The following is a 26,186-nucleotide window of genomic DNA, read 5'->3' on the forward strand; positions in this document are numbered from 1 at the left end:
CAACCCACCGACACCACCGACCCGACCGCCCTCACCGCCTAACCTCACAACCAGATCACCGACTGGCCGTCAATACACCACGCCAGCAGACGTGACCCGTTGCCCACCCGTGGCCATTCAGCTCCCACACCAGTTGCAGTTCGCGCGTCATCATCCCCCCCTGCGATCGCCGACTCCAAGATCTGTTTCTCACGCACCCGCCGCCAGAGAGAGTGGAGGGCCCGATCCTATCGACGGACGTGAACGGAGTCTGGGCTACCAACCGGCACCTGTCGACGGCTGTCGTTACTGAGCGATGTTGGCTACCCCGCACGGCCAAACGGCGGTCCGCTGATGATCGACGCCTGGTGTCAGCGAGGTGCCTGGGCTTGGATGGCTTCATGGCCTTCGAACGCGCCGATGACATCGTCCGCTGCGGATATCTGCCTGCCATGCGCACCAAACGCGCGCCCTGGCAGGACCCTGTCTTCGTGCCGGCCGAGTTCCTAGCGATCAGCAGGTGCCTCGTAAGGGATCTGCCGCGACCCGAATTTTGGGATTGGTACATCAACCGAACTGACGCTGATCGGGCCCACGCGCAGTGCCCATCCTCGGAGGGACTGCTGGCTGTAGGTCTGGTGGGCGACGACGCTCGTGTCTTCTTGGAGGAACACGGAGCCCCCTGGGGTCGACCCCCTTCAGTAACGGGGAGAACTTCTTCCCCCACGCCTTTCGACCTGGTGGCCGCGAGAGCGTCCATGCCCGCGGACTCCGAGCCGTTGGGCTTCGACGTCGTGGGGGTCGAGTATGGCGTCTCAATGATGCATTCATGGATGTGCCACAGCTACGAGGCGCGCGCGTGGGAGGAATTGGGCCTGCGTCTCGACGCTGGCGGCCTGTTCGAAAGCTACGAGAGCGCAGCTCGGGTCCTTGAATGGATGGAAGCTCGGCCGCCGGAGGAAGCGCCAGAGCCTGTCGCGTGGACCGTGGTTGTCATCGCCTCCTGCAGGCCGTCGACTGTACGGGGTGCTGCGGATGCTCGACCGATGACACCCTGAGCTTGGGAATCACAGCAGGTCACGAGCCCATATGACTCCTGACCTGCTGTGATGGGGTAGACGGACTGCGGCCATCCGCCAACGAAGGGCCGGAACTCACCGTGGATCACCGCCGCTTCTGGTGCGCATCTGGTGCGAGCACAAGGCAGGCCCCTCAACTCAGTTGACTGGGACGGAGTCGGTTAGCTCTACTGCAATGAACCCATCCGGAGGAGCGATGACAGAGCTGCCCGAAAGTGTAGATCGCGACATCTTGGACAGTCACATGATCCACGCGCTCAGGACGATTCGTGAGTCGCAGGGGTGTTCCCTTCATGAGGCCCTTGATCTCCTCCAAGAGCGATGCCAGGTGCTTCGGCCCGAGCCGCCCAATCGAGTATCCGAAGACCGCTCTCGTGTACTGCGCTTTGAGCCTGACGGCTCTCTGATGGTGATCGAAGACCTGCCAGAGGAGTAGATGCCGAGGAAGTGACACCCCGGATCTCTGACCTGGGATGGAACCGCCGATCAATCCCCTGACCTGCCGGGGAGTGATCGGCGGTTGTCGTCGTTGTGCACCTTTGGCCACCCTCGCACGGCCCAGTGACGGCCCGAGAGTCCTTGGCAGAGTTGCACATCCTGGACAGGATCCACCTTGGCAAACGACCACACGCCAGTGACGGACGACGAGGTTGTGGATGCGGTGCGTCAGGCCGCGCAGGGGAAGGATTTGCCCGCCCCTGCGACGGAGCAAGCCATGGCAGATGCTGAGGCGATCATCGGCTACCCGCTACCGCCCTTGCTTCGTCACCTGCACACCGAACTCGCCAACGGCGGATTCGGTCCCAATGACGGCATCGTCGGTGTACGAGGTGGACGCACCTACCAAGGCGACCTCATCGACCTCGCGGAACTGTACGAAGCCGGTCCCGACCCTGAGGGCCGCATACCCGCCGGAGTAGTACCGATCTACGACTGGGGCGGCACCGGTTGGTCGATGGTGGACTTCCGCGACCCGGCTGCACCGATGTGGTGGAACGAGGATGGTGAGGCCTGGCTACAAAACCAGACCCTGGCAGAGTGGCTGGTGCAGGCAACGGCTGGCACCTGGAAGCCGCCTCACTGGAGCGAGAATCCAGCGAGCCGTTTCCCTGAGTCGGGCTCGTAGCAGTCGGCAAGCCGAGGGCCGCGAAGAACTCCGCAGGAACCATACTCCCGCCTGCTGCCATCCCCCCACCTCAGCCATGAACCCACGGTGGCCGCCGGTCGGACCGTGGCCATCCCGAAGCCGGAGCACCCCCGCCGGAGGCATCGTCCTGGACGTGGACCCTCGTGCTGCCTGGGCACTGGTGGGCGTCTCTCTGGCATGCCCTTGGGCCTATTTCCTGCGGGCGCGCGGGGTGGCGAGCCGTGCCGGCGCGGGGCGAAGACAGACATCCGATGCGGTTGATCAGTCAAGAGCGGTGACGATGCCTTTGGGACTTGGCACACTGCAGGTCATGACGACGGACGATGCGGGCGGGGATGTCACCGAGGCAGCGTGGCAGAAGTTGCTCCGCAGTGACCGGGTGGACAGCGCACTGGTGCAGGCGGCCTATGCGGAGCCTCGGTTGCGGCAGCTCTTTCCCTGGGTCGGCATGTGGGAGCTGCACTTCAGCCGGTGCACGGAACATCCTCCGACGTGGGACATTCCATACATTGCCCCGCTGAAGGGCGGGGGCTTTCTCGTGGCGGGACCCTCACGCGAGCAGAGCGTCGGTCCTGCCGAGAGCGCCGAGACGGCGGCCGCGATTGTGGTTGAGCACCTTCCGGCCGTTTGCGGCCCCGCTTTCCTAGGCAACCGGCACGAACTGGCGGAGAAGGAGCAGAGCAACCCGCAGTGAGTTCTGGCGCCACTCCGATGGGGTCATACTGCGACAGGGGTCGATCGCGGGTTGGGGAAGGCGGTCTGCTCGTCGTAGAGGATCCGCTGGGTCAGGCAGTGGTGCAGGCAGCCGAGCACGCGGTTGAACAGGTTGCGTTGGGCGGCGGTGTGTCGCTCCTCGCCTGCTCGGCGGCGGTCGTAGTGGGCTCGGGCGCCTGAGGAGGCGGTCAGGGCGGCGAAGGCCCAGAGGTAGCCGACGGCAGCCAGGCGCTGATTCTTGATGTGCCTGGCCAGCACGGTCGTCCTCTTGCCCGAGGCGCCCGGGTGATGGGGGCGGCGCCAGCGTAGGCCTTGACGGCGCGAGCGTCGGCGAAGCGGGAGCGGTCGTCGCCCAGCTCGGCCAGGACCCGGGCGCCGGTGAGTGATCCGAGTCCAGGAAAGCTGGTGATGATCTCGGCGTCCGGATGGGTCTCGAAGGACGCGACAGTCGCGGCTTCCAGCTCGTCGGCGCTGGTGCAGGCGGCGTCGAACTGTCGCAGCAAGGCGCGGGTCTTGGTGCCCATGGCCTGTTCGACCAGGGGTGGTTGCTGCATCTGGGGTTCACGCAGGAGCGTGTGGAGGCGTTCGACCTCGGGCTCGATCTCGCGCTGGCGGCCGGCCTTCTTAGGCTGGGAGCGCAGCTGCGTCCGGGTCAGGCGGGCGGCCTCGGCAGGGGTGGGGGCGGCGGCCAGCACAGTGTGGGCGACGGGTGAGGCGATGCCCTCGCGGAAGTGGGCGAAGACGGGCAGAAAGCCGGGGTAGTACTGGGGCAGGTGAGAGCGGAGCCTGTTGCCGGCCTGGGTGCGGTCCCAGACGGCGTCCTGTTGGGCGCGGGCCAGGACCGTGATGGCCTGGGCGAGTTCGCTGTCCGCGAGCAGCGGCCGGTGCTCCGCGATGTCGGTGCGCAAGATGTTGGCCAGGACCTTGGCGTCCAGGTGGTCGGACTTCTTCCCCGCCAGGGTGTAGCGGGACCGGTAGCGGGCCGCGGTCAGCGGGTTGATCGCGTGGACAGGTCTGCCGGTCGCGCGCAGGCAGGCCACCAGCAGGCCGTGGGAGGTCTCGATGGCCACCGGCATCCGGGACTCCGGGCTGTCGCCGTGTTCGGCCAGCAGCTCCAGCAGGCGGGCCAGTCCGGCTGCGGTGTCATCGATGCGGAGCTTGGCTAAGAGGACTGCGTCCTGGTCGATCAGGGCCACGTCGTGGTGATCGCTGGCCCAGTCGATCCCGCAGAACACTCGGGGCATCGATTCCTCCTCCTGGTCGCGCTGATATCTGTTCTGGTCACAGCCGTGTGGGATGCGCGTCTCCCTAATGGAAGGACTGAGGGGCCCGTCATCCGATTAGCCGTTCGCAATCCAAGCGACCCGCAGGGCCCTCGGTCAGTTGCGGGAACTCCCGGTTCCCGGATCAGTTGAGAGGTGACCCCTGCAGGTGGCTTGGACCACGACGCTAACGGCTGTGCTGTGGATGGGGCGCGCGGAACGGCGGGGCCGGGCCGCGCGCCCCCAAGGACGCTGAGGACAGCCCGCACGCATGAGGGGCCGGCTCTGTCTTGAGAGGTCAACGCCTCCGGAGCGAATACGGATCACCTCATGGCGGCGACCATCCCCAGCAACGTCACGCCGACGAGTCCTACGAAGTCCACCAGCGAGACGACTTACGGCCCCATTAGGAGCGCAGGCGCGAGCGCGCCGCGCCGCGCGCCCGGCGGAGCGTGCGACGCCGGGTGCCTTGAACCCGTAGAGAATGTTGTTACTCACGAGCCTCAACGTGCTTGTCCTACTTCGGCTGATGCCACAGGTCGGCGTCAGCCGATACCGCTCGCTGGCGCCCTGGACGGGGGCCCGGCTCTTCGTGTGCGGGCCTCGGCCAGTCGGCGTCCTCGCTCGGCGGCGCGGAACAGGGCCTGAGCCACATGCTCGGCATCGTCCGGGCTCAGGTGGATCTCATCGGTCCACAGCACCGACAGGCGGACAGTGCCATTCAGTAGGTTCGTAGCGACGTCCACCTCGACACCGTTTCCAGTGACGTCGGTGACGTTCAGATTCTGGTCACTGCTGTAGGCACTCACGCCGTCAAGCATGCCCGGCTGCCGTCTGCTCCATCGATGCTCTGGGTCGCGCACTGATCGGCCATCCGCTCCAGCTGATGTTTCCTCAAGGTCACGGCCTGGACTGCCGATCTATGAGGTGACCATCAATGAAGCCTGCAGCGCATCGAACATGTTGCGAAGTTCAGTGGTGTCGATCGGATTGATTTCCATCTGCAGGTGACACACGTTGTCGTCGCCGTGGGGCGTCAGATGCACGAAGAAGGCATAGCCATCCTCGACGGGCTCGGCGGTGAGCGTCAGCGGGTTGTTACGGCCGGAGGTAACGGCTGCCGAGAAGCGCTGGCCCGATGGTTGACGTAGGTGGGACAGCATCCGGGCGGCGAAGTCAGTGGCCTCTTGGACGCTGAGGTACGCGGGGAAGTCGGCCGTCATCCAGGAGCACCAATCGGCAGTGACCCGCCAGTTCTCCTCGCCGGTCTGATTGTCCCCGCCGGTCTGAATCAGCTCCACCCACGCGTCATCGTTGCCGAGGCGTATCCGCGGTGTCTTCATCGTCATCCTTCGGCATCTGTGTCTCCAGCTGATGATCCCATGGGGCGGATCTCTGAGGTCGGAAGTCACCGCGCCTGGGCTCGATCACCAACCTGGCGAACCTACGCGATCACCAGGTCCACCATCGGCAGGAAGACTACGGGCCGCACTGTCCATCTGATGCGGGTGTCTGCATAGCTGATGTCTACAGCACATGGCTGGTTGCGGTTCAAGGCTTCGATGTCGTCGATGTAGCCCGAGCGGATCCAGCTCAATGCGCCTTCGACTTCATCGGGGTCAAGCGATAGGGCTACCGTCCTGACCACTCCCCGGATCCAGCGGACGGCCTCACTGGCGGTGGCTGCTCTGAACGGGAACCCGGCGACAACGGCGGGGCGCCCTCCGGTGGCTGGGCTTTGTGTCCAGCACTCGCACAAGTAGCCAGGGTGGAGGGTCAGTACGTCGGGTGAGTTCACTGGGTACTCCTGGTGGGGCGGGCCGACAGGATGTAGCGGGTGGTGTCCTCGCAGATCGAGAGGGTGTACATCTCGCCGCGGGCCAGGGCGAATAGCGCCCGCTCGTGCTCGGCGCTGTCGCGGAGCCATGCATGCGCCGGCCTGGTGGCTGCGGCGTCGGGCTGTTCAAGGACGTGCTGGGTTCGGTGGCGTGCTGGTCGAGCCGAGCCAGAAGCTTCGACTGTCGTGGAGCGAGTAGGCGAGCGCTTCGCACCAATAGCCGGTGCTGAGGGGCGATTCGCGTAACCAGTGGAGTCGGTCCAGCGTCAGGAGCACGGCAGACTCCCCGGGGCGGATCGCGGCATAACAAGCTCTGCTGTGACGGTCTGGCCATGCGAACTTGGGCGGACGTCGAAGTGCGTGGCCAGGAGGGAGACCATGTCCAGCCCTCGGCCCTGCGTCGCCTCGGAACCGGGGTGCTTGATCTCCGGGCTGGTGTCGGACTTCCCGTCGTCAGTCACCGAGATCGCGAGTGCGTGCTTCGACAGGGCGAGAACCACGTGGAAGGCGCCGCTGGGCTCCCCGCTGGCGGTGTGGCGGAGGGCGTTGGTGCCGAGCTCGCTGACGATCAGTACAGCCTCGTCGACGTACGGCTGCTCGCCCAGGATTTCGCGTACCCAGCGGCGGGCCCGGCCGATTTCCTCTGGAAATCCTGGGCAACTGAGCCCCCAGACCCGCAGACAACTCATATACTCGTCCATACAAGTTCCTTTATGCTGGTAGGCCACCATGGGTAGTGGGTTCGGGCTAGATGAGTTTGACGCCGTCGTGTGCTCGGACTGCGGGCGGCGATGCTGCGTCCAGGGCATCCAGGACACGGATCGCGTATGCCTCGTCGACAAGGTCGGTGACCTCGTCGCGGGTGGCCCAGCGGAGGGCTCGGGTCTCGTCGCCGGTGGTCAGATCGCCGTCGATCGCTTCGCAGCGGAAGACCATGGCAATGATCAAGCGGGTCATGTTCTTGTACACGCCGGTGAGGGTCGCCGGGAGTGCGATCTTGATGCCGGTCTCTTCGAGCACCTCGCGCTGCAGGGCATCGGGGATGGTCTCGCCCGGCTCCAACACACCGCCCGGCGGCTCCCAGTGACCGTTGTCCCGTCGCTGAACCAGAAGCGCGTGGCCCCGGTCATCGACGATGACCCCGGCGACACTCACGGAGTGCGGGCGATCAGCTTCAGCCGTCACGTTGCTTGGTCCCCTCGAATTGCTGGGCTCCCCCACCGTAGCAACTATGCTCAGCCACTCGTCTAGATATCTGTAGGAGATCCCATGCCGCCGCTCTCCTCCGGCCTGCTCGGTGCGCTGGACCCAACCAGCGACCGCGCCGTGTTCCGGCAGATCGCCGACCAGCTCCGCGAGGCAATCGACACGGGACGCTTCGCCGAGGGCGACAAGCTTCCCTCGGAGACCGAGTTGGTCGGGCACTACGGCGCATCGCGGATGACCGTCCGCAGCGCGATCTCCATCCTCCAGGGAGAGGGGCTGGTCGTCGCCGAGCACGGAAAGGGCGTGTTCGTGCGTCCGCGTCCCCCGGTCCGGCGACTTGCCTCGGACCGCTTCGCGCGCCGGCACCGTGAGCAGGGCAAGGCGGCCTTCACCGCAGAAGCGGAAGCCGCGGGGAGCCGTCCGGAGGTCGATGGCCTGGTGGTGCGGGAGGAGAAGCCCTCACCGGACATCGCCACACGCCTGGGCGGTGTGCGGAAAGTCCTGACCCGCCGGCGTCGATACCTGCTGGACGGGCGGCCGGTCGAGTTCGCCATCTCCTACCTCCCGCTCGACCTGGCGCGGAACACACCCATTGCCGAGCCCAACCCCGGCCCCGGGGGGATTTACGCCCGCCTCGAAGAACTCGGGCACCGCCTGGACCACTTCGACGAGGAGATCCGGGCCCGCATGCCCACCCCCGACGAGGCGAAGACGCTGCGCCTGGCCGCCGGGGTGCCCGTGATCCACCTGATCCGCACGGCCTACGACACCGAGGGTCGCCCGGTGGAGGTCTGCGACACCCTCATGGCCTCAGACGCCTACGTCCTGGCCTACCAACTGCCCGCCACCTGACAGCCAGGCGCCGAACACGGACAACAAAGAACCCCCGGGCCGTCGGCCAGGGGGCTTGTCTGGAGCGGGTGACGAGAATCGAACTCGCGCTCTGAGCTTGGGAAGCTCATGTTCTACCATTAAACTACACCCGCGTGATCGGCCGTCAGGTAGGGCCGACAGCTTTACTCTACCCCATGGCCCCGGTCGGTCGCACCGACCGTGTGGGCGGGGTGGAATCTCTCGGAGACGGTCTCGTGCGGGTGTCCGCACCGGGTCTCCCGCAAGCCCTCGGACGGGTGATGTTTTCGCGGACGCGGCGTGGGTGCGGCGGGTGGTGGGGGAGGGGCGCTGCGGCGTACTGTGGCGGGCGGGTTCCGGGGTGGGTATCGAGGTGGTTTCCGGTCGGCGTGCCATGGGCTTGGATGTCCGGAACATCCCCTAATGTGACAACGCCGTCCCCGGGCGACGCAGTCGGTCGAACACCCCGGACCACCAGCGCAGCAGAGCGAGTTGGCCCTGGTCGGCCACCGCCCGCGCGGTTGGGCACGGCACGTCGTCCGATGGGGAAAGGAAGCAATGGAGCGCACAGTCGTCCGTTGTGCCGAGGGGCACCTGTTCAGCACCGCCACGTTCCCGCTGCAGAATCTCGGGCCCGGGAGACTCGGCCCAGGCCGGCTCATCCGGTGTCCCCTCTGCGCCAGACTGCGCAGCTCCGTACCGGCCGATCTCGGCACCCTCACGGGTGAGCAGATCCAGCAGGCGCTGCGGCGGGAGGCCGCCGAGTTCCTGGCCTGAGCGCCCCGAGGGAGCGCGATACGTCAAGCGGGCCCCCGCCGGATTGGGCGGGGGCCCGTCCGTGCACGTAACCTCGTGGCGTGCTGCTCTCAGACAAGGACATCCGGAACGAGATCGAGTCCGGTCGCGTGGTCATCGACCCGTACGACCCGGCCATGATCCAGCCGTCCAGTATCGACGTACGGCTCGACCGGTTCTTCCGGGTGTTCGAGAACCACAAGTACCCGCACATCGACCCCTCGGTCGAACAGCCGGACCTCACCAGGCTGGTGGAGCCGGACGGCGACGACGCCTTCATCCTGCACCCGGGTGAGTTCGTGCTGGCCTCGACCTACGAGGTGATCACGCTGCCCGACGACGTCGCCTCGCGGCTGGAGGGCAAGAGTTCGCTGGGACGGCTGGGGCTGCTCACGCACTCGACCGCGGGCTTCATCGACCCCGGCTTCAGCGGGCATGTGACCCTGGAGCTCTCCAATGTCGCCACGCTGCCGATCAAGCTCTACCCCGGGATGAAGATCGGGCAGCTGTGCCTGTTCCGGCTCAGCTCCCCCGCCGAGCACCCGTACGGCTCGGAGAAGTACGGCTCGCGCTACCAGGGGCAGCGCGGGCCGACGCCGTCACGCTCGTACCTCAACTTTCACCAGTCGAAGATCTGAGCGAGCAGCCCCCAGGGCCAGGCCTCAGCGGCGCTTCGGCGTGGTGACGGCGACCAGTTCGCTGCCGTCCTCGTTCAGGCGCAGCTCGGTGCTGAGCGCGGCCAGCTCTCCCAGGTGGTGCAGATGGGTGCCGCCGCAGAAGATCGAGGCGTTGCCCTCGGGCAGGTCGCAGGCCCAGCGGCGGCGGGCGGTGAGCTCAGGGCCCGGGGCCTCGACGCGGACCGGGGCGTCGGCGGCGACCCAGGCGGCCAGCCGGGCGTTCACGGCCTCGGTGAGCGCCGGGAGCTCGGCGGCGAGGTCGTCCGCGGTGAAGCCCTTCTTCCGCAGTGACTTGCCGATGCGGTAGGTGTCGGTGCTGGCGTTCACGTCCATCCGCGAGCTGTCCATCGCCAGGCTGTCGAAGTCCGGGTGGCCCAGGGCGTCGGTGCGGCCCGGGTCCTTGCGCCAGCGCGGGGCGAGGGCCTCGTTGAGGGCCAGCGCCAGCAGGTGGCAGCCGGTGTGCGCGGCGCTGAGCGCGGCCCGGCGCTCGGCGTCGACCCGCAACTCGACCTCGGCGCCGACGGCCACCGGCTCGTCGGTGATGTGCACGACCAGCCAGGCCCAGCCCTCCTCGCCGCGCCGCACCGGGATGTCCGTGCCCAGCAGCAGGGTCCCCTCCGGGCCCACCGCACCGGTCACGCAGTCGCGGACGGCGACCCCGCCGAGGGTGCCGGTGTCGGCCGGCTGGTCGGGCCAGCTGTGATCCAGCGGGTGGAACGGGGTCTCCGCGGTGACCACGGCGTAGCCGCCGGCCGGCAGCGGCTCGACGGAGAGGACGGTCGAGCGGCCTTCGACCGCCCCGGCCGGAAAGCTCACCTGGGTGGACGTGGTGACGGGGTGGGACATCGCGGTTCTCCTGGGACAGGGCAACGAGGCGCGGGGCAACAGCGCAGAGGTTAATGAGGCACAGGTCGATGGGGCGTACCCGCCCCATCCTGCCTGATCCCGGCGCCGGTCAGCTCAGTGTCGGCAGCTTGATCACGACCAGCAGCAGGATCAGCTGGATCGACGCCGCCCCCGCCGCCTTCGCCCACGGCAGGTCGTGCAGCTGCCGCACCATCGCCGTCAGCAGCCAGACGCAGTACAGCCAGGTCAACCAGCCCAGCAGCTGGACGAACCCGTTGTCCGACGGCAGGAACAGCGAGAACAGCAGCCTGGGCGCGTCGGTGGCAAAGGAGATGATCATGGCGAAGCCGATGGTGGGCGCCCAGGCGCCGTCCCCGCCCAGCCTGCGGCCGAGCACATGGGTGACCCCGCCGAACATCAGTCCGGCGATGATCATGCCGACCGCGCTGGACAGCACATAGGTCAGCGCCAGCGAGAAGGTCGAGTTCAGCACCGAGTCCCGGGTGTCCCCGAAGCCGAAGACCGCGAGCGCCCCGTAGACGGCCGAGACGATCAGCGCCACCGCCCACACCTGGTGCCCGCGCATCTGCGCGAAGGTGCGGTGCGGATGCCGGAAGATTCCGGCCAGCAGCGGGCGCCAGGCCAGCCGCGCGGCGCTGACCTGCGGGTGAGCGGTGCCGGCCCGGTAGGTGGTGACATGCGTGGTGCCGCCGCCGGACCCGTTCGTGTCGGCCATGCCGGCACCGGCACCGGCAGCGTCGCCGGCACCGTAGTAGGACGGCTGCCCCGGCCCCCCGTCCGGGACCTGGACGGTGAACGCCCTGGTGTGCCCCGGCTGGTCGTCGTAGCGGTCCGGCTCAGGAGTGGGGGGCGGCGCCGCCGGCATCTGCCGGCCGCCGCCCCTGCCGAAGCTGAATCTGTTGCTGCGCACGTATGGACGGTACCCGCACAACGGCCGCTGTCCCCATCGCAGTGATCGACAGCGGCCGCTTGCAGCGCAGTTGTGACACCGTCACACCCGGGTGACACGCACCGGCGCACAGACGCGCACCCGGGTACGGGTCACGCGGCCCGGCAGGCCCGGCAGGCCCGGGCGGCCCGGCAGACGGACCGCCCGGCACCCGGCCACGGGTCAGGCGGACGGCACCGGCTCCTGGTCGTCCGCCGGGGCCGCGGGGGCCTCCGGGACGGCCTTGACCGAGTCCAGCAGCAGCTGGGCCACGTCCACCACCCGCAGGTTCTCCTTGGCCTGGCCCTCGCTCTTCTTGCCGTTGGCGCTGTCGGACAGCATCACCAGGCAGAACGGGCAGGCGGTGGAGATGATGTCGGGGTTGAGCGACAGCGCCTCGTCCACCCGTTCGGTGTTGATGCGCTTGCCGATCCGCTCCTCCATCCACATCCGCGCGCCGCCGGCGCCGCAGCAGAAGCCGCGCTCCTTGTGACGGTGCATCTCCTCGTTGCGCAGTCCGGGGACGGCCGCGATGATCTCGCGCGGCGGGGTGTAGACCTTGTTGTGCCGGCCCAGGTAGCAGGGGTCGTGATAGGTGATCAGACCCTCGACCGGGTTGACCGGGACCAGCTTGCCCTCGTCGATCAGGTGCTGCAGCAGCTGGGTGTGGTGGATGACCTCGAAGTGGCCGCCCAGCTGCGGGTACTCGTTGGCGATGGTGTTGAAGCAGTGCGGGCAGGTGGCCACGATGCGCTTGACCGGCGCGTCTTCGAGGACCGTGCTCAGCGTCTCCACGTTCTGGGCGCCGAGCATCTGGAACAGGAACTCGTTGCCCAGACGGCGGGCCGAGTCACCGGTGCAGGACTCCTCCTTGCCGAGGATCGCGAACTTCACGCCCGCGGTGTGCAGCAGCTCGGCGAAGGCCTTGGTGGTCTTCTTGGCCCGGTCCTCCAGGGCGCCGGCGCAGCCGACCCAGTAGAGGTACTCGACCTCGGCCGGATCGATGTCCTCGCCGATGACCGGGACCTCGATGCCGGTCTCCTTCTTCAGCTCCTTCACCCAGTCCAGCCGGGCCTTGGTGGCCATGCCCCACGGGTTGCCCTTGTTCTCCAGGTTCTTGAGCATGGTCCCGGCCTCGGTCGGGAAGGAGCTCTCGATCATCACCTGGTAGCGGCGCATGTCGACGATGTGGTCGATGTGCTCGATGTCCACCGGGCACTGCTCCACGCAGGCGCCGCAGGTGGTGCAGGACCACAGCACATCGGGGTCGATGACCCCGTTCTCCTCCGCAGTTCCGATCAGCGGGCGCTCGGCCTCGGCCAGCGCCGCCGCCGGGACGTTCGCCAGCTGCTCCGCCGTGGCGGTCTCGTTGCCCTCGGCGTCCTTGCCGCCGCCAGCGAGCAGGTACGGGGCCTTGGCGTAGGCGTGCTCCCGCAGGTTCATGATCAGCAGCTTGGGCGACAGCGGCTTGCCGGTGTTCCAGGCCGGGCACTGCGACTGGCAGCGGCCGCACTCGGTGCAGGTGGAGAAGTCCAACAGGCCCTTCCAGGAGAACTGCTCGACCTGGGAGACGCCGAAGACGGCGTCGTCGGCCGGGTCCTCGAAGTCGATCGGGGTGCCGCCGGAGGTCATCGGCAGCAGCTCGCCGAGGGCGACCTCGCCGCTCTCCTCGCGCTTGAAGTAGATGTTGAAGAAGGCCAGGAAGCGGTGCCAGGCCACGCCCATCGAGGGGTTGAGGCCGATGGTGATCGCCCAGGTGAAGGAGATCGTGATCTTCAGCATCGCGAAGAGGTAGATCAGGTTCTGCAGCGTCCCGGCGCTGAGCCCCTTGAACGCCAGCACGATCGGGTAGCTGACCGCGTAGGCCGCCTCGTAGTGGCCGACGCCGCCGAGCGCGCCCTCCAGGCCGCGCAGCATCAGGATGCAGATGCCGATGCCGAGGATCACGTACTCGACGAAGAACGCCTGCCAGGCGATCGACCCGGCGAAGCGGCTCTTGCGGCCGGCCCGGCCGGGCAGCGACAGCAGCCGGATCACGATCAGGGTGAGGATGCCGAGCGTGGTGAACAGCCCGACGACCTCCTCGAACAGCTCGTACGGCCACCAGTTGCCGATGACCGGCAGCGCGAAGTCGGCCTTGAACAGCTGGCCGAACGCGGTCACCAGGGTCAGCACCAGGCAGAAGAAGCCGGTGGCCACGAACCAGTGGGCCACCCCGACCACGCCCCAGGTGGTCATCCGGGTGTGGCCGAGGAACTCCTTGGCCACCGTCTTCACGCGCTGCGCCGGGTTGCCGGTGCGCATCCCGGCCGGCACATCTGCGCCGAGCCTGACGAAGGTGTAGATGTAAAGGGCGGCTCGCGCGGCCAGCGCGGTACCGACCAGTGTCGTGACCAGTGAGATCACGATCGCGGCGAGCTGCATCGCTCCGTCTCCTAGGGCTGGCGTGAGGCTGCGTGGGCCGGTGGGTCGGCCTGGCGGCCATGACAGTTCCACTGAGTGTACCGGTCGGTAACTTAGCCGGGAACCGGCGGGGACCGGCGGGCACGGTCAGCGGGACCCTACCCCGCACGGCGAGTCCCCGTTCATATGCCGCCGGTCACATGAGGCCATTCGGTGTATGGGCTATATAAAGTTGAGTCCGCTCCACTCAGCTCTGTTGACGAAGCGAGATCCGCAAGGCATGCTTGAGTCCGTCAAGCTCAACTTCCCCTCTGGAGGGTTCCACGATGGCTCGTGCGGTCGGAATCGACCTCGGAACGACGAACTCTGTCGTCAGCGTCCTCGAAGGCGGTGAGCCCACCGTCATCACCAACGCCGAGGGCGCCCGGACCACACCGTCCGTCGTCGCCTTCGCCAAGAACGGCGAGGTCCTCGTAGGCGAGGTGGCCAAGCGCCAGGCGGTGACCAACGTCGACCGGACCATCAGGTCCGTGAAGCGTCACATGGGCACCGACTGGAAGGTGAACATCGACGGCAAGGACTTCACGCCGCAGCAGATGTCCGCCTTCATCCTGCAGAAGCTCAAGCGCGACGCCGAGGCGTACCTGGGCGAGAAGGTCGCGGACGCGGTCATCACCGTCCCGGCCTACTTCAACGACTCGGAGCGGCAGGCGACCAAGGAGGCCGGTGAGATCGCGGGCCTGAACGTCCTGCGCATCGTCAACGAGCCGACCGCCGCCGCCCTGGCCTACGGCCTGGACAAGGACGACCAGACGATCCTGGTGTTTGACCTCGGTGGTGGCACCTTCGACGTGTCGCTGCTGGAGATCGGCGACGGCGTCGTCGAGGTCAAGGCCACCAACGGCGACAACCACCTCGGTGGTGACGACTGGGACCAGCGGGTGATGGACCACCTGGTCAAGCAGTTCCAGAACGGCCACGGCGTCGACCTGTCCAAGGACAAGATGGCCCTGCAGCGTCTGCGTGAGGCTGCCGAGAAGGCCAAGATCGAGCTCTCGTCCTCGACCGAGACCACGATCAACCTGCCCTACATCACCGCCTCCGCCGAGGGCCCGCTGCACCTGGACGAGAAGCTCTCGCGCTCCCAGTTCCAGCAGCTGACCTCGGACCTGCTGGACCGCTGCAAGACCCCGTTCCACAACGTCATCAAGGACGCCGGCATCCAGCTGTCCGAGATCGACCACGTGGTCCTGGTCGGCGGTTCCACCCGGATGCCCGCCGTCGCCGAGCTGGTCCGCGACCTGACCGGCGGCAAGGAGCCCAACAAGGGCGTCAACCCGGACGAGGTCGTCGCCATCGGCGCTACCCTCCAGGCCGGCGTGCTCAAGGGCGAGGTCAAGGACGTCCTGCTGCTCGACGTCACCCCGCTGTCCCTCGGCATCGAGACCAAGGGCGGCATCATGACCAAGCTGATCGAGCGCAACACCACGATCCCGACCAAGCGCTCCGAGATCTTCACCACGGCCGAGGACAACCAGCCGTCCGTGCAGATCCAGGTCTACCAGGGCGAGCGCGAGATCGCGGCGTACAACAAGAAGCTCGGCATGTTCGAGCTGACCGGCCTGCCGCCGGCCCCCCGCGGCCTGCCGCAGATCGAGGTCACCTTCGACATCGACGCCAACGGCATCATGCACGTCTCCGCCAAGGACCTCGGTACCGGCAAGGAGCAGCGCATGGCCGTCACCGGCGGCTCGGCCCTCCCCAAGGAGGACATCGCGCGGATGATGCGCGAGGCCGAGGAGTTCGCCGAGGACGACCACAAGCGCCGCGAGGCCGCCGAGACCCGCAACACCGCCGAGCAGCTCGTCTACACGACCGAGAAGTTCGTCAAGGACAACGAGGACAAGGTCCCCGGCGAGGTCAAGGACGAGGTCGCGGCCGCGGTCGCCGAGCTGAAGGAAGCCCTCAAGGGCGAGGACAGCGCCGTGATCCGCGAGGCCACCGAGAAGCTCTCGGCCACCTCGCAGAAGCTCGGCCAGGCCCTCTACGCCCAGGCCGGCGAGGGTGCGGCCGCCGCCGGCGGTCCGACCGACGCCCCGCAGGACGCCGCCGCCGGTGACGACGACGTCGTGGACGCCGAGATCGTCGACGACGAGAAGCGCGAGGGCGGTGCGCAGTGACCGAGGAGAAGACGCAGGGCGACGAGAAGGAGCCCGGCGCCGACTCCGCCGCCAAGGCCGAGGAGGGCTCCGGGAACGACGGAGCCCCCGAGGCCGCAGCGTCGGGCGCTGAGGAGCTGGCCGAGGCACGCAAGGCGCTCGCCGAGCGCACCGCGGACCTGCAGCGGCTCCAGGCCGAGTACCAGAACTACCGCAAGCGGGTCGAGCGGGACCGGGTGACGGTGCGTGAGATCGCCGTCGCCGCGCTCCTGGAGAACCTGCTCCCGGTGCTGGACGACATCGGCCGGGCGCGCGAGCACGAGGAGTTGACGGGCGGCTTCAAGTCCGTGGGCGAGTCGCTGGAGACCGTGGTCTCCAAGCTCGGGCTGCAGCAGTTCGGGAAGCAGGGCGAGCCCTTCGACCCGCAGCTGCACGAGGCCCTGATGCACAGTTACTCGTCCGACGTCACCGAGACCACGTGCGTGCAGATCCTGCAGCCCGGGTACAAGATCGGTGAACGGATCATCCGGCCGGCGCGCGTCGCCGTGGCGGAGCCCGAGCCGGGCGGCTCGGGCGAGGCCGAGGGCGGCAGCACGGAGGCCGAGTCGGCCGGCGCCAAGGGCGACGGTGGCGACGAGGACTGAACCGGTGGCGCCCGTGGGACCGTATGCCGGAGCTTCATGCTCCGGGGTGCGGTCCCACGGCACCATCCCCGACAGCGGATTTTCCATGAGTGCAATCTGTGAGGGAAGGAGGCGATTCCGTTGAGCAGCAAGGACTTCGTGGAGAAGGACTACTACAAGGTCCTCGGCGTGCCCAAGGACGCCACCCTCGCGGAGATCAAGAAGGCCTACCGCAAGCTGGCACGGGAGTTCCACCCCGACGCCAACAAGGGCGACCGCACTGCCGAGGAGCGCTTCAAGGAGATCTCCGAGGCCAACGACGTGCTGTCGGACCCCAAGCGGCGCAAGGAGTACGACGAGGCCCGGGCGCTGTTCGCGAACGGCGGCTTCCGTACCGGCGGCGGCGGGACCGGCGGCTTCGGCTTCGACTTCGGCGACCTCTTCAACGGTGGCCAGGGCGGCCAGTCCGGCACCTTCGGCGGCTCCGGGGGCGGCGGCGGGCTGGGTGACGTCTTCGGCGGCATCTTCAACCGCGGCGGCACCCGTACGGCCCAGCCGCGGCGCGGCGCGGACGTGGAGTCCGAGGTCACGCTGAGCTTCATGGAGGCCGTCGAGGGGACCACGGTCCCGCTCCGGATGACCAGTCAGGCCGCCTGCAAGACCTGCGCGGGGACCGGCGCCAAGGCCGGCACCACCCCCCGGGTCTGCCCGACCTGCGTCGGCACCGGCCACGTCCAGCGCGGCCAGGGCAGCTTCGCACTGTCCGACCCGTGCCGGGACTGCAAGGGCCGCGGGCTGATCGTCGACGATCCCTGCGAGGTCTGCCACGGCAGCGGCCGCGCCACCTCGGCCCGCACCATGCAGGTGCGGATCCCGGCCGGCGTCGCCGACAACCAGCGGATCCGGCTCAAGGCCAAGGGCGCCCAGGGCGAGCGCGGCGGCCAGCCGGGCGACCTGTACGTCACCGTGCACGTCCAGGACCACCCGGTGTTCGGCCGCAAGGGCGACAACCTGACCGTCACCGTCCCGGTGAGCTTCCCCGAGGCGGCGCTGGGCGGGACCATCCGGGTACCGACCCTGGGCGGTCCTGCGGTCAGCCTCAAGATCCCCGCGGGTACGGGCAACGGCCGTACGATGCGGGCCCGCGGCAAGGGCGCGGTCCGCAAGGACGGCACCCGCGGCGACCTGCTGGTGACCGTGGAGGTCGCGGTTCCGCCGGAGACCGAGGGCGAGGCCCTGTCGGCCCTGGAGAAGTACCGCGAGGCCACGGCCGAGGACGACCCGAGAGCAGCACTGTTCAAGGCGGCAGAGGAGGCCTGAGGTGATGGACGGCAAGAGAACCGGCTCGGCCGGGCAGTCCCAGTCGATCGGTGTGGGGCTGGGCGGCGGCCTGCCGGGCTCCGGCCGGGGGCGCGGGGCCCCGCGGGGCGGCGGCGTCGCCTACCAGCTGACCGAACTCACGCCGGTGTACGTCATCTCCGTCGCCGCGCAGCTCAGCGGGCTGCATCCGCAGACGCTGCGGCAGTACGACCGGCTCGGCCTGGTCAGCCCCGACCGTACGGCCGGGCGCGGCCGGCGGTACTCCGCACGGGACATCGAGCAGCTGCGCGAGGTGCAGCGGCTGTCCCAGGAGGAGGGCATCAACCTGGCCGGGATCAAGCGGATCATCGAGCTGGAGAACCAGGTGGCCGCGCTGCAGGCGCGGGTCGCCGAGCTCCAGGGCGAGGTCGCCTCGGCCGGCGTGGCGGCTTCGCAGCGCGAGGCGGCTGTGCATGCTTCGTATCGGCGGGATCTGGTGCCTTATCAGCAGGTGCAGCAGAGCAGTGCGCTCGTCGTCTGGCGGCCTAAGCGGTAGGTGCACGCGGTAGGTGGTTGCTGTTCGCGCAGTTCCCCGCGCCCCTTAGGTGCTGCAACTGGCCCAGTTGCACTTGCTAGGGGCGCGGGGAACTGCGCGAACAGCCATCTACGGTGGGTCAGACGGCCGGCAGCAGTGCCCCCGCGGTGAGGCCCCGTACCGTGCGGAAGGCCACCACGGTCCAGGCCGTGAGGAGTAGGGCGTACAGGGCCAGCGAGAGTGCGGCGAAGAGGTCGAGACCGGTGAGGTGCCAGAGGCCGGCCGTGCCGGTGACGCAGGTGCCGACCGGGAAGGTGTAGGCCCACCAGGTCATGGCGAAGGGCATGCCGGACCGCAGCGCCCGCAGGGTGACCGCTCCGGCGACGGTGAGCCAGAGCAGCGCGAAGCCGATCACCGCCGTGCCGTAGACCAGCGCGAACCCGCGCATCGCGGGGTCGGCCACGGCGAACTGGGTGACGGCCGTGACCGACTGGCCCAGCGGGCCGAGGACCAGGAACAGGGTCGGCACCAGGGCGATCGGCAGCGGTCCGTCGTGGACCAGACGGCTCCAGATCCCGGGCAGCAGTGTCAGCACCGCCAGCAGGCTGGCACCGAAGAGGGCGACGCAGACGGCCAGCAGGGTGTCCCTGGCCTGGCCCGCGGGCAGATGCGGGATCAGCGCCGGGCCGAGCGCGGCCGAGACCATCGGGGCGACCACCGGCAGCAGCCAGGTCGGCGCGGCCGCCGCCCGCTCCACCCGGTAGCGGTCCAGCAGCAGGTACATCACCCGGGCCGCGACCCCGAGTCCGTACAGCGTTCCGCCGGTCCACAGCACCGCGTCCAGCGCGACCGCGGTACCGGGCCCGAGCAGCGGCGCGCCCGCGCCCAGTGCTCCGGCGCCGACGGCCAGCATCGCCATCGGCGGGCAGCCCAGGAACACCGCGGTGGCCGGGTCGTCCAGGGCCCGGATCCGCCGCGGCAGCCGGCGCGCGGCGAGGCGGACCGCCGCGAGCGCGACGAGCAGCAGCAGCGACAGCAGCCACACCCCGGCGGCCGCGTCGGCGAGCGCGCCGCTGCGGGCCGTCCCGGGCAGTGCATGGGCGCCGTTGGCGACGATCGCCGTGCCCATCACCGCCGCGTACCAGTTCGGCCCGAAGCGTCCCGGCAGGGTGAGCAGGGTCCCGGAGGCGGGGGTGGGGAAGGCGTGGGCTGTGGCGGTGGTGGACATGGTTCCACCGTCGCGCCGCGGGCGGCCGTGCGGTAGCGGCTCCGTCGCTATGAGCCCATAAGCGCCCTCTATGAGCGGGGCCTACCCTGGACCCATGAGCGGCTCCCCTCCCCTGCCCCACACGCACCTCTCGCACCGCGTCCCCGACCTGGGCGCGCTGGAGCTGCTGCTCGCCGTCATCCGCCTGGGCAGCCTGGGTCGGGCCGCGGCCGAGCTGGGGGTCACCCAGCCGGCGGCGTCCGCGCGGATCGCCGGGATGGAGCGGCAGATCGGGGTGGCGCTGCTGGAGCGCTCGCCCCGCGGTTCGCGCCCCACCGAGGCCGGCTCGCTGGTCGCCGAGTGGGCCGCCCCGGTGCTGGCCGCCGCGCAGGCGCTGGACGCCGGCATCGGCGCGCTGCGCGAGCGCCGCGACACCCGGCTGCGGGTCTCCGCCAGCATGACCGTGGCCGAGTACCTGATGCCCGGTTGGCTGATGGCCCTGCACACCGCCCTCCCGGACACCGCGGTGACGCTGCGCGCCGCCAACTCCGCCGATGTCGCCGCGCAGGTCCTGGCGGGGGAGGCGGACCTGGGATTCGTGGAGGGGCTGCGCACCCCGGCCGGGCTGGACGAGGTCAGGATCGCCGCCGACCGGCTGCACCTGGTGGTCGGCCCGAGCCATCCCTGGGCGCGCCGGCGCCGACCGGTCGACGGGGCGGAGCTGGCGGCGACGCCGCTGGTCCTGCGCGAGGAGGGGTCCGGCACCAGGGAGGTGCTGGACCGGGCCCTCGCGCCGTACGGGGGGACCGCCGCACCGCTGCTGGTGCTGGCCTCCACCACGGCGCTGAAGGCCGCGGCGGTGAGCGGCGCGGGACCGGCCGTCCTCAGCGAGCTGGCGGTGGCGGACGAGGTGGCCCGGGGCCGCCTGGTCCCGGTCCCGCTGACCGGCCTGGACCTGAGCCGCCCGCTCCGGGCCGTCTGGCCCACCGGGACACGCCCGGCGGGACCGGCCCGGGAACTGCTGTCGCTGACCCGGGGGAAGTGACGGTCCGTCGGCTCAGAACTTGGGCATCAGCCGGGCGTCCAGCGCCGTGGCCAGCACCTCCGCCAGGGCCGCACCGGTCGAGGCCAGCACCGCGGCGGCCACCGCGCCCTCCACGAACGGGGCGTCCGCCAGCACCACGTCCTGCCGCTCCAGGTCCTCCAGGACCATACGCGCCGTCAGCACCGAACTGCCCAGGTCGGGCAGGACCAGCACGCCGGCGCCCCGGTCCGCCTCGGCGACGGCCCCGGCGATCAGCGCATAGCTGGTACCCAGGCGGCCGTCGTCGGTGCCGCCCGCCACGGCGACCGGAACCAGGCCGGCACAGAGCTGCGCCAGCAGATCACGCAGACCGGATGCCAGCTCAGGGCTGTGCGACACGAGTACGATGCCGACCGGCGTGATTGAACCACCTGAACCACCATCAATTGCGCTCATGTGCGCTGATGCTAGGCCCTGCCGCTGTTGAGGAGCCGCCGTGAAGAAGCTGATCAACTCGCCGGACGAGGTCGTGACCGATGCGCTGGCCGGGATCGCCGCCGCGCATCCCGGGCTGAGCGTGGACACCAAGGCCCGGGTGATCACCCGGGCGGCGCAGACCAGGATCGGCAAGGTCGCCCTGGTGTCCGGCGGCGGGTCGGGACACGAACCGCTGCACGGGGGGTTCGTGGGCACCGGGATGCTCGACGCCGCCTGCCCCGGCGAGGTCTTCACCTCCCCGGTGCCGGACCAGATGCTCGCCGCGGCGAAGGCCGTGGACGGCGGCGCCGGAGTCGTGTTCGTCGTGAAGAACTACACCGGCGACGTGCTCAACTTCCGGATGGCGGCCGAGTTCGCCGAGGAGGAGGGCATCTCGGTGCAGACGGTGCTGGTGGACGACGACGTCGCGGTCCAGGACTCCACCTGGACGGCGGGTCGGCGCGGCACCGGGGCCACCCTGCTGGTGGAGAAGATGGCCGGCGCCGCCGCGGAGTTCGGCGGCAGCCTGGCCGAGGTCGCGGCGACCGGACGGCGCGTCAACGCCGCCTCGCGGTCCTTCGCGGTGGCGCTCACCTCCTGCACCACCCCGGCCGCCGGCCGTCCCGGCTTCGACCTGCCGGAGGACGAGATCGAGGTCGGCGTCGGCATCCACGGCGAACCCGGCCGCAGCCGGGAGAAGATCCGTCCGGCCCGGCAGATCGTCGCCGACGCGATGGCCGCGATCCTCGACGACCAGCCGCTGGACCCCGGCGAGGAGGTGATCGCGCTGGTCAACGGCCTGGGCGGGACACCGCTGCTGGAGCTGTACATCGTCTTCGGCGAGGTGGCCTCGGTGCTGGCCGCAAGGGGCGTGCGGATCGCCCGGAGCCTGGTCGGCAACTACGTCACCAGCCTGGACATGGCCGGGGTGTCGATCACCCTGTGCCGGGCCGACGAGGAGCTGCTGACGCTCTGGGACGCCCCGGTGAACACCCCCGCACTGCGCTGGGGGGTGTGAGGCGATGGTCGGGCTGGAACTCCTGGACGCGGACGCCGCGCGGGACTGGATGGCGCGGACGGCGGCGGCGGTGCTCGACGAGCGCGACCGGCTGACCGAGCTGGACGCGGCCATCGGCGACGGCGACCACGGGGTGAGCATGGTGCGGGGCTTCACCGCGGTGAGCGCTGCGCTGGCGGCCGCGGGGGAGCTGTCGCTGCCGGGGGCGGTGCTGCTGCTGGCCGGGAGGACGCTGGTGTCCAGCGTGGGCGGGGCGTCAGGTCCGCTGTACGGCAGTGCGTTGCGGGCCGTGGGCAAGGCGCTGGGTGATGCGGGGGGCGCGGACGGCAAGCAGGTGGGCGCTGCGCTGGGCGCCGGGCGCGATGCGATCGCTGCGCTCGGCGGGGCGCGGGGTGGTGACAAGACCATGCTGGACGCGTGGATCCCTGCCGTGGCGGGGTTCGAGTTCGCCGTCGCGGGAGGCGGGTCGCTGGATGCGGCGGCGCAGTTCGCCGCGGGGGCGGCGGAGGGCGGGGCGGAGGAGACCGTGCCGATGGAGGCGCGGAAGGGGAGGGCGTCGTATCTCGGGCCCCGGAGTGTGGGGCATCTGGATCCGGGGGCGGCGTCGACGGTGTTGTTGTTCCGTGCGTTGGCGGATGCGGTCGGCTGACAAGGTGCGGGAGGTGCCTGGTTGGTGTTCGCGCAGTTCCCCGCGCCCCTAAAAGCATGTGCAACTGAGCCAGTTGCAGAGCCCTAGGGGCGCGGCCCGCTTTGGTCAGCCCCGTTCGACCGGTGCCGGGATCCCCATCAGGCGGTCCCGCAGGACCGGGAAGTCCGCGCGGGACTTGGCGACGAGGCCGGGGTCCAGGTCGACGGTGAGGATCTCCTCGGCCTCGCCAGCCTCGGCGAGGACCTTGCCCCAGGGGTCGACCACCAGGCTGTGGCCGCCCTGCGGTACACCCCCGTGGGTGCCGGTGTTGTTGCAGGCGAGGACGTAGGCCTGCTCCTCGACCGCGCGGGCGCGGGCCAGCAGGGTCCAGTGCTCGACCCTGCGGGCGGGCCAGGCGGCGGGGATGGTGAGGATCTCGGTGCCGGCGTCCAGCAGGGCCCGGAAGAGTTCCGGGAAGCGGAGGTCGTAGCAGGTGGCGAGGCCGAGCGTGCCGAAGGGGGTGGCCGCGGTGACGATCTCGGTGCCGGCGCCCATGGCGACGGCCTCCCCGCTGTCGAAGCCGAAGCGGTGGATCTTGCGGTAGGTGTGCACCAGTTCTCCGCTGGGCGAGAACAGCAGCGAGGTGTTGAAGATGGGCCCGTCGGGGTCGCGTTCCACGATCGAACCGGCGTGCAGCCACACCCCGGCGTCCGCCGCGGCCGCCGACATGGCCTCGGCGGTCGGCCCGTCCAGCGTCTCCGCCCCCGCTGACCAGGCGTCATAGGCGAAGCCGCCGAGCGGCCACAGCTCCGGGAGCAGGACCAGATCGGAGTCGTGCAGCCCGCGGACCAGGGCCGCGGTACGGGTCCGCCGGTCCTCGGGGGACTCCGCGGGATCGATGTCGAGCTGGATGAGCGAGGCGCGCACGTTGTCACCCTCCCAGGTGAGCGGACTACGATCGGTGCGATCAACATGTGAAAGCGCTGACCCGGTAACACTGGTGAGCGTAACGTGCCACTAGCGCTTTCGTCGGTCCGATCGGCCCTGGTCACTGCACGGCACCACCGCTCAGCGACCGGAGCACGGGGAGCGGGCCGCGTCAGATCGTCAACGCCGCACACCAATCCACACCGCCGCCCTCGGCGAACCGGAGAAGAGACGTGACCGACACGCAGATAGTCCAGGCCTACGCCGATGCCTGGACCCAGTCCATCGAGGCCGTCTCCGAGCTGGTGGCGCCCCTCACCGAGGGTGAGTGGAACCGTCCGACAGAATGCCCTGGCTGGTCGGTGCGGGACGTGGTCTCGCACGTCATCGCCATGGAGACGGAGCTGCTGGGCGACCCGCGTCCGATCCACACCCTGCCGCGCGACCTGCGGCACGTCGTCGACGAGTTCACCCGCTACTGCGAGGTCCCGGTCGACAAGCGGCGCTGCCACACCGCTCCGGAGATGACGGCGGAGCTGGAGTACACGATCATCCGGCGCTCGCGTGCGCTCCGCGACAACACCCGCTACCAGCCCACCGACGAGGTCCGCTGGCCGATGGGCCCCTACAGCCGGGAGATCCCCTACTACCACCTGCTCCGCAACCGGGCCTTCGACGTCTGGACCCATGAGCAGGATCTGCGCCGCGCCCTGCGCAAGCCCGGCAACCTGGACTCCCCGGCCGCCGTGGTGAGCCGGGACAACCTGATCGAGATGCTGCCGAAGGCCGTCGCCAAGCTGGCCGGCGCCCCGGCCGGCACCGCCGTGGTCTTCGACGTGCACGGCCCGCTGGAGTTCATGCGGACGGTGCGGGTGGACGAGAACGGGCTCGGCAGCGTGGACACCACCGTGCCGCTGGCCCCTGCGGTGCAGCTGACCACCGACTGGGAGACCTTCGCCCGGCTGGCCTGCGGACGGCTGGGCAATGGTCGGGTGGCGTGGGAGTCGGCCAACGTCAAGGTCGAGGGGGACGAGGCGCTCGGGCGGCGGATCCTGGACAACTTCGCGGTCACCCCCTGAACCCGCCTGCGGCGGCTCAGGCCCTGAGCCGCTCCGCCCCGATCCGCTCCGCCTCGAACCGCTCCGCCCTGAGCTCGGCCTCGCGGCGGGCCGCCTGCGGGCGCAGCCGCAGGATCTGGGTCAGGCCCAGCACCATCGGCAGGTAGAGCATGCAGAAGGCCATCCGGAAGGCGTGCGGGGTGTAGCCGTCGCCGCCGCCGGGGGTGAGCAGGTCCAGCACCAGGCCGATGCCGAACAGCGCCAGCACGGCGGCGATGAAGCCGCCCATGTTGACGATCCCGGAGGCCGTCCCGATCCGTTCCGGCGGGTTCACCGGGCGCGCGTAGTCGAGGCCGACCAGGGAGGCCGGGCCGTTGCTGCCCATCACCACGGTGAGCAGCACCAGCAGCCCCATCGGGATGTGGTCGCCGGGCCAGCCGAGCACCACGCCCCAGAGCGCGCCGGTGCCGAGCACGACCGTGAACACCAGCGGGGTGCGCACCCCGGGCCGCCGCGACACCAGCTGGCCGAACAGCAGCGCGAAGCCGATACCGCTGACGATGACCAGGCTGAGCAGCGATCCCGCCATCGCCCTGGACAGCCCCTGACCCGACATCAGGAACGGCATTCCCCAGAGCAGCAGGAAGGCCGAGGCGGGGAAGGCGGTGGTGAAGTGGACCCACAGGCCGAGCCGGGTCCCGGGCTCGCGCCAGGCCGCCGCGATCTGCTCGCGCAGCGGCAGCCGGACCGCCGCGACGGCCGGGGCCGCCTCGGTCAGCCCGTCCGGTGCGGCCACCACCGGTGACCGGAACAACGGGGCCCGGCGTGCGCTCTCGGGGGTGTCCCGGAGGAAGAGCAGCACCAGCGCGAGGACGGCGAGGCCCAGCAGCGCGGTGGTGGCGAAGGTCGGCGTCCAGCCCGCGCTGTGCAGGACCTGGGACAGCAGCAGCGTGCTGACCAGGTTGCCCAGGGTCCCGACCAGCCCGGTGAGCTGGGCGATGAAGGGGTTGCGGCGGGGCGGGAACCAGCGCGAGCCGAGTCGCAGCACGCTGACGAAGGTCATCGCGTCCCCGCAGCCGAGGACCGCCCGGGACACCAGCGCCGGGGTGAAGGCGGTGGAGAAGGCGAAGCCCAGCTGCCCGGCGGTGAGCAGCAGCAGTCCGGTGCTCAGGACCCGGCGCGGCCCCAGCCGGTCCACCAGCAGGCCGACGGGTATCTGCATCCCGGCGTAGACCAGCACCTGGAGGATGGAGAAGGTCGACAGTGCGGAGGCACCGATGCCGAAGCGGGCCGCCGCGTCCAGCCCGGCCACGCCCAGGCTGGTGCGGTGCACCACGGCGAGGACGTAGACGGCGACGCCGATGCCCCAGGCCGCCCAGGCGCCGGGGACCGGGACGGTGGTCCGGAGCGCCTGGACGGACGCGGAAGCGGTGGCGGTTGCTGTGGCGGGCTCGTTGGCGGCGACGGCTGGGTCGGCAGACATGC

The 26,186-nt window shown here is 69.7% G+C and carries 25 protein-coding genes, 1 tRNA gene and 1 pseudogene; 13 read left to right on the plus strand and 14 right to left on the minus strand.

Annotated features, from left to right (window positions below):
* The first annotated feature begins 1,671 nt into the window (after nt 1-1,671).
* Both IF29_RS0114680 and IF29_RS0114685 read left to right on the plus strand, forming a co-directional pair.
* The gene (locus tag IF29_RS0114680) at nt 1,672-2,184 is read left to right on the plus strand and encodes an SMI1/KNR4 family protein (RefSeq protein WP_157623747.1); all 513 of its coding nucleotides are present in this window, start codon (nt 1,672-1,674) and stop codon (nt 2,182-2,184) included.
* A gap of 331 nt (nt 2,185-2,515) precedes the next feature.
* A complete protein-coding gene (locus IF29_RS0114685) occupies nt 2,516-2,899 on the plus strand; it encodes a DUF6193 family natural product biosynthesis protein (RefSeq protein ID WP_232242149.1) in 384 nt (127 codons plus the stop codon).
* A 23-nt stretch (nt 2,900-2,922) separates the two neighbouring features.
* Here the strand turns inward: IF29_RS0114685 and IF29_RS0114695 are convergent.
* The 6 genes and pseudogenes from IF29_RS0114695 to IF29_RS0114720 form a co-directional block, all read right to left on the minus strand.
* Nucleotides 2,923-4,163, minus strand: a pseudogene (locus IF29_RS0114695) (IS110 family RNA-guided transposase).
* 563 nt (nt 4,164-4,726) lie between these two features.
* A complete protein-coding gene (locus IF29_RS0114700) occupies nt 4,727-4,990 on the minus strand; it encodes a hypothetical protein (RefSeq protein ID WP_030254202.1) in 264 nt (87 codons plus the stop codon).
* A 111-nt stretch (nt 4,991-5,101) separates the two neighbouring features.
* Nucleotides 5,102-5,524, minus strand: coding sequence for a hypothetical protein (locus IF29_RS0114705; RefSeq protein WP_157623748.1), 423 nt, complete (start codon nt 5,522-5,524; stop codon nt 5,102-5,104).
* 101 nt (nt 5,525-5,625) lie between these two features.
* Nucleotides 5,626-5,829: a hypothetical protein gene (locus IF29_RS43550; RefSeq protein WP_051725328.1), complete on the minus strand. Its 204-nt coding sequence runs from the start codon at nt 5,827-5,829 to the stop codon at nt 5,626-5,628.
* A gap of 455 nt (nt 5,830-6,284) precedes the next feature.
* Nucleotides 6,285-6,719 (minus strand): ATP-binding protein, encoded by a 435-nt coding sequence (locus IF29_RS0114715; protein WP_030254208.1) that lies wholly within the window; start codon nt 6,717-6,719, stop codon nt 6,285-6,287.
* Between the two features lie 46 nt (nt 6,720-6,765).
* The gene (locus IF29_RS0114720; RefSeq protein WP_030254210.1) at nt 6,766-7,173 is read right to left on the minus strand and encodes an NUDIX hydrolase; all 408 of its coding nucleotides are present in this window, start codon (nt 7,171-7,173) and stop codon (nt 6,766-6,768) included.
* Between the two features lie 114 nt (nt 7,174-7,287).
* Between IF29_RS0114720 and IF29_RS0114725 the strand changes: the two genes are divergently transcribed.
* A complete protein-coding gene (locus IF29_RS0114725) occupies nt 7,288-8,076 on the plus strand; it encodes a GntR family transcriptional regulator (RefSeq protein WP_030254211.1) in 789 nt (262 codons plus the stop codon).
* A 60-nt stretch (nt 8,077-8,136) separates the two neighbouring features.
* Here the strand turns inward: IF29_RS0114725 and IF29_RS0114730 are convergent.
* A tRNA-Gly gene (locus IF29_RS0114730) sits at nt 8,137-8,210 on the minus strand.
* Between the two features lie 424 nt (nt 8,211-8,634).
* On the opposite strand from IF29_RS0114730, the gene IF29_RS41960 reads away from it, so the two are divergent.
* Together IF29_RS41960 and dcd are read left to right on the plus strand one after the other, a co-directional pair.
* The gene (locus IF29_RS41960) at nt 8,635-8,853 is read left to right on the plus strand and encodes a hypothetical protein (RefSeq protein ID WP_037595346.1); all 219 of its coding nucleotides are present in this window, start codon (nt 8,635-8,637) and stop codon (nt 8,851-8,853) included.
* A gap of 80 nt (nt 8,854-8,933) precedes the next feature.
* Complete coding sequence (gene dcd, locus IF29_RS0114740) at nt 8,934-9,509, plus strand: dCTP deaminase (protein ID WP_030254213.1); 576 nt, start codon at nt 8,934-8,936, stop codon at nt 9,507-9,509.
* Nucleotides 9,510-9,533: 24 nt separating this feature from the next.
* On the opposite strand, the gene IF29_RS0114745 is transcribed toward dcd, so the two are convergent.
* The 3 genes from IF29_RS0114745 to IF29_RS0114755 all read right to left on the minus strand — a co-directional run bounded on the left by IF29_RS0114745 (nt 9,534) and on the right by IF29_RS0114755 (nt 13,767).
* On the minus strand, nt 9,534-10,394 hold the full coding sequence (locus tag IF29_RS0114745; RefSeq protein ID WP_030254215.1) for an alanyl-tRNA editing protein: 861 nt from the start codon (nt 10,392-10,394) through the stop codon (nt 9,534-9,536).
* Between the two features lie 109 nt (nt 10,395-10,503).
* On the minus strand, nt 10,504-11,325 hold the full coding sequence (locus IF29_RS41965) for a Yip1 family protein (RefSeq protein WP_051725329.1): 822 nt from the start codon (nt 11,323-11,325) through the stop codon (nt 10,504-10,506).
* A 201-nt stretch (nt 11,326-11,526) separates the two neighbouring features.
* Nucleotides 11,527-13,767 (minus strand): (Fe-S)-binding protein, encoded by a 2,241-nt coding sequence (locus tag IF29_RS0114755; RefSeq protein WP_030254219.1) that lies wholly within the window; start codon nt 13,765-13,767, stop codon nt 11,527-11,529.
* Between the two features lie 305 nt (nt 13,768-14,072).
* On the opposite strand from IF29_RS0114755, the gene dnaK reads away from it, so the two are divergent.
* From dnaK to IF29_RS0114775, 4 genes are all read left to right on the plus strand, one after another.
* Entirely contained in the window at nt 14,073-15,926 is a 1,854-nt protein-coding gene (dnaK, locus tag IF29_RS0114760) for a molecular chaperone DnaK (protein ID WP_030254221.1), read from the plus strand.
* Complete coding sequence (grpE, locus tag IF29_RS0114765; protein WP_030254222.1) at nt 15,923-16,549, plus strand: nucleotide exchange factor GrpE; 627 nt, start codon at nt 15,923-15,925, stop codon at nt 16,547-16,549. Before dnaK ends, grpE begins: the two co-directional genes overlap by 4 nt.
* Nucleotides 16,550-16,669: 120 nt before the next feature.
* Nucleotides 16,670-17,848, plus strand: a complete 1,179-nt coding sequence (dnaJ, locus tag IF29_RS0114770) for a molecular chaperone DnaJ (RefSeq protein WP_030254224.1) — start codon at nt 16,670-16,672, stop codon at nt 17,846-17,848.
* 4 nt (nt 17,849-17,852) lie between these two features.
* On the plus strand, nt 17,853-18,383 hold the full coding sequence (locus tag IF29_RS0114775; RefSeq protein WP_084714337.1) for a heat shock protein transcriptional repressor HspR: 531 nt from the start codon (nt 17,853-17,855) through the stop codon (nt 18,381-18,383).
* Between the two features lie 118 nt (nt 18,384-18,501).
* Here IF29_RS0114775 and IF29_RS0114780 read toward each other — a convergent pair whose 3' ends face one another.
* A complete protein-coding gene (locus tag IF29_RS0114780) occupies nt 18,502-19,590 on the minus strand; it encodes an SLAC1 family transporter (RefSeq protein ID WP_030254227.1) in 1,089 nt (362 codons plus the stop codon).
* A 94-nt stretch (nt 19,591-19,684) separates the two neighbouring features.
* Between IF29_RS0114780 and IF29_RS0114785 the strand changes: the two genes are divergently transcribed.
* Nucleotides 19,685-20,614, plus strand: a complete 930-nt coding sequence (locus IF29_RS0114785; RefSeq protein ID WP_030254229.1) for a LysR family transcriptional regulator — start codon at nt 19,685-19,687, stop codon at nt 20,612-20,614.
* A 12-nt stretch (nt 20,615-20,626) separates the two neighbouring features.
* Here IF29_RS0114785 and dhaM read toward each other — a convergent pair whose 3' ends face one another.
* Nucleotides 20,627-21,049, minus strand: coding sequence for a dihydroxyacetone kinase phosphoryl donor subunit DhaM (gene dhaM / locus IF29_RS0114790; RefSeq protein WP_051725330.1), 423 nt, complete (start codon nt 21,047-21,049; stop codon nt 20,627-20,629).
* Nucleotides 21,050-21,089: 40 nt separating this feature from the next.
* On the opposite strand from dhaM, the gene dhaK reads away from it, so the two are divergent.
* Together dhaK and dhaL are read left to right on the plus strand one after the other, a co-directional pair.
* Nucleotides 21,090-22,088, plus strand: coding sequence for a dihydroxyacetone kinase subunit DhaK (gene dhaK / locus IF29_RS0114795; RefSeq protein WP_030254233.1), 999 nt, complete (start codon nt 21,090-21,092; stop codon nt 22,086-22,088).
* Nucleotides 22,089-22,092: 4 nt separating this feature from the next.
* Nucleotides 22,093-22,737, plus strand: coding sequence for a dihydroxyacetone kinase subunit DhaL (gene dhaL, locus IF29_RS0114800; protein WP_030254234.1), 645 nt, complete (start codon nt 22,093-22,095; stop codon nt 22,735-22,737).
* Between the two features lie 105 nt (nt 22,738-22,842).
* On the opposite strand, the gene IF29_RS0114805 is transcribed toward dhaL, so the two are convergent.
* Nucleotides 22,843-23,643 (minus strand): carbon-nitrogen family hydrolase, encoded by an 801-nt coding sequence (locus IF29_RS0114805; RefSeq protein ID WP_030254236.1) that lies wholly within the window; start codon nt 23,641-23,643, stop codon nt 22,843-22,845.
* 233 nt (nt 23,644-23,876) lie between these two features.
* On the opposite strand from IF29_RS0114805, the gene IF29_RS0114810 reads away from it, so the two are divergent.
* A complete protein-coding gene (locus tag IF29_RS0114810; protein WP_030254238.1) occupies nt 23,877-24,722 on the plus strand; it encodes a maleylpyruvate isomerase family mycothiol-dependent enzyme in 846 nt (281 codons plus the stop codon).
* A 16-nt stretch (nt 24,723-24,738) separates the two neighbouring features.
* Here IF29_RS0114810 and IF29_RS0114815 read toward each other — a convergent pair whose 3' ends face one another.
* Nucleotides 24,739-26,184, minus strand: a complete 1,446-nt coding sequence (locus IF29_RS0114815; protein ID WP_157623749.1) for an MFS transporter — start codon at nt 26,182-26,184, stop codon at nt 24,739-24,741.
* Nucleotides 26,185-26,186 lie beyond the last annotated feature (2 nt).

The organism is Streptacidiphilus jeojiense (genome assembly GCF_000719095.1).
Taxonomy (GTDB): Bacteria; Actinomycetota; Actinomycetes; order Streptomycetales; family Streptomycetaceae; genus Streptacidiphilus; species Streptacidiphilus jeojiensis.

Excerpts from the sequence above, each read along its gene's own strand:
- IF29_RS0114685 (WP_232242149.1), top strand. The coding sequence starts at position 2,516 with ATGACGACGGACGATGCGGGCGGGGATGTCACCGAGGCAGCGTGGCAG.
- IF29_RS0114705 (WP_157623748.1), bottom strand. The coding sequence starts at position 5,524 with ATGAAGACACCGCGGATACGCCTCGGCAACGATGACGCGTGGGTGGAG.
- IF29_RS0114715 (WP_030254208.1), bottom strand. The coding sequence starts at position 6,719 with ATGGACGAGTATATGAGTTGTCTGCGGGTCTGGGGGCTCAGTTGCCCA.
- IF29_RS0114725 (WP_030254211.1), top strand. The coding sequence starts at position 7,288 with ATGCCGCCGCTCTCCTCCGGCCTGCTCGGTGCGCTGGACCCAACCAGC.
- IF29_RS41960 (WP_037595346.1), top strand. The coding sequence starts at position 8,635 with ATGGAGCGCACAGTCGTCCGTTGTGCCGAGGGGCACCTGTTCAGCACC.
- IF29_RS0114745 (WP_030254215.1), bottom strand. The coding sequence starts at position 10,394 with ATGTCCCACCCCGTCACCACGTCCACCCAGGTGAGCTTTCCGGCCGGG.
- IF29_RS0114755 (WP_030254219.1), bottom strand. The coding sequence starts at position 13,767 with ATGCAGCTCGCCGCGATCGTGATCTCACTGGTCACGACACTGGTCGGT.
- dnaK (WP_030254221.1), top strand. The coding sequence starts at position 14,073 with ATGGCTCGTGCGGTCGGAATCGACCTCGGAACGACGAACTCTGTCGTC.
- IF29_RS0114775 (WP_084714337.1), top strand. The coding sequence starts at position 17,853 with ATGGACGGCAAGAGAACCGGCTCGGCCGGGCAGTCCCAGTCGATCGGT.
- IF29_RS0114780 (WP_030254227.1), bottom strand. The coding sequence starts at position 19,590 with ATGTCCACCACCGCCACAGCCCACGCCTTCCCCACCCCCGCCTCCGGG.
- IF29_RS0114785 (WP_030254229.1), top strand. The coding sequence starts at position 19,685 with ATGAGCGGCTCCCCTCCCCTGCCCCACACGCACCTCTCGCACCGCGTC.
- dhaM (WP_051725330.1), bottom strand. The coding sequence starts at position 21,049 with ATGAGCGCAATTGATGGTGGTTCAGGTGGTTCAATCACGCCGGTCGGC.
- dhaL (WP_030254234.1), top strand. The coding sequence starts at position 22,093 with ATGGTCGGGCTGGAACTCCTGGACGCGGACGCCGCGCGGGACTGGATG.
- IF29_RS0114815 (WP_157623749.1), bottom strand. The coding sequence starts at position 26,184 with ATGTCTGCCGACCCAGCCGTCGCCGCCAACGAGCCCGCCACAGCAACC.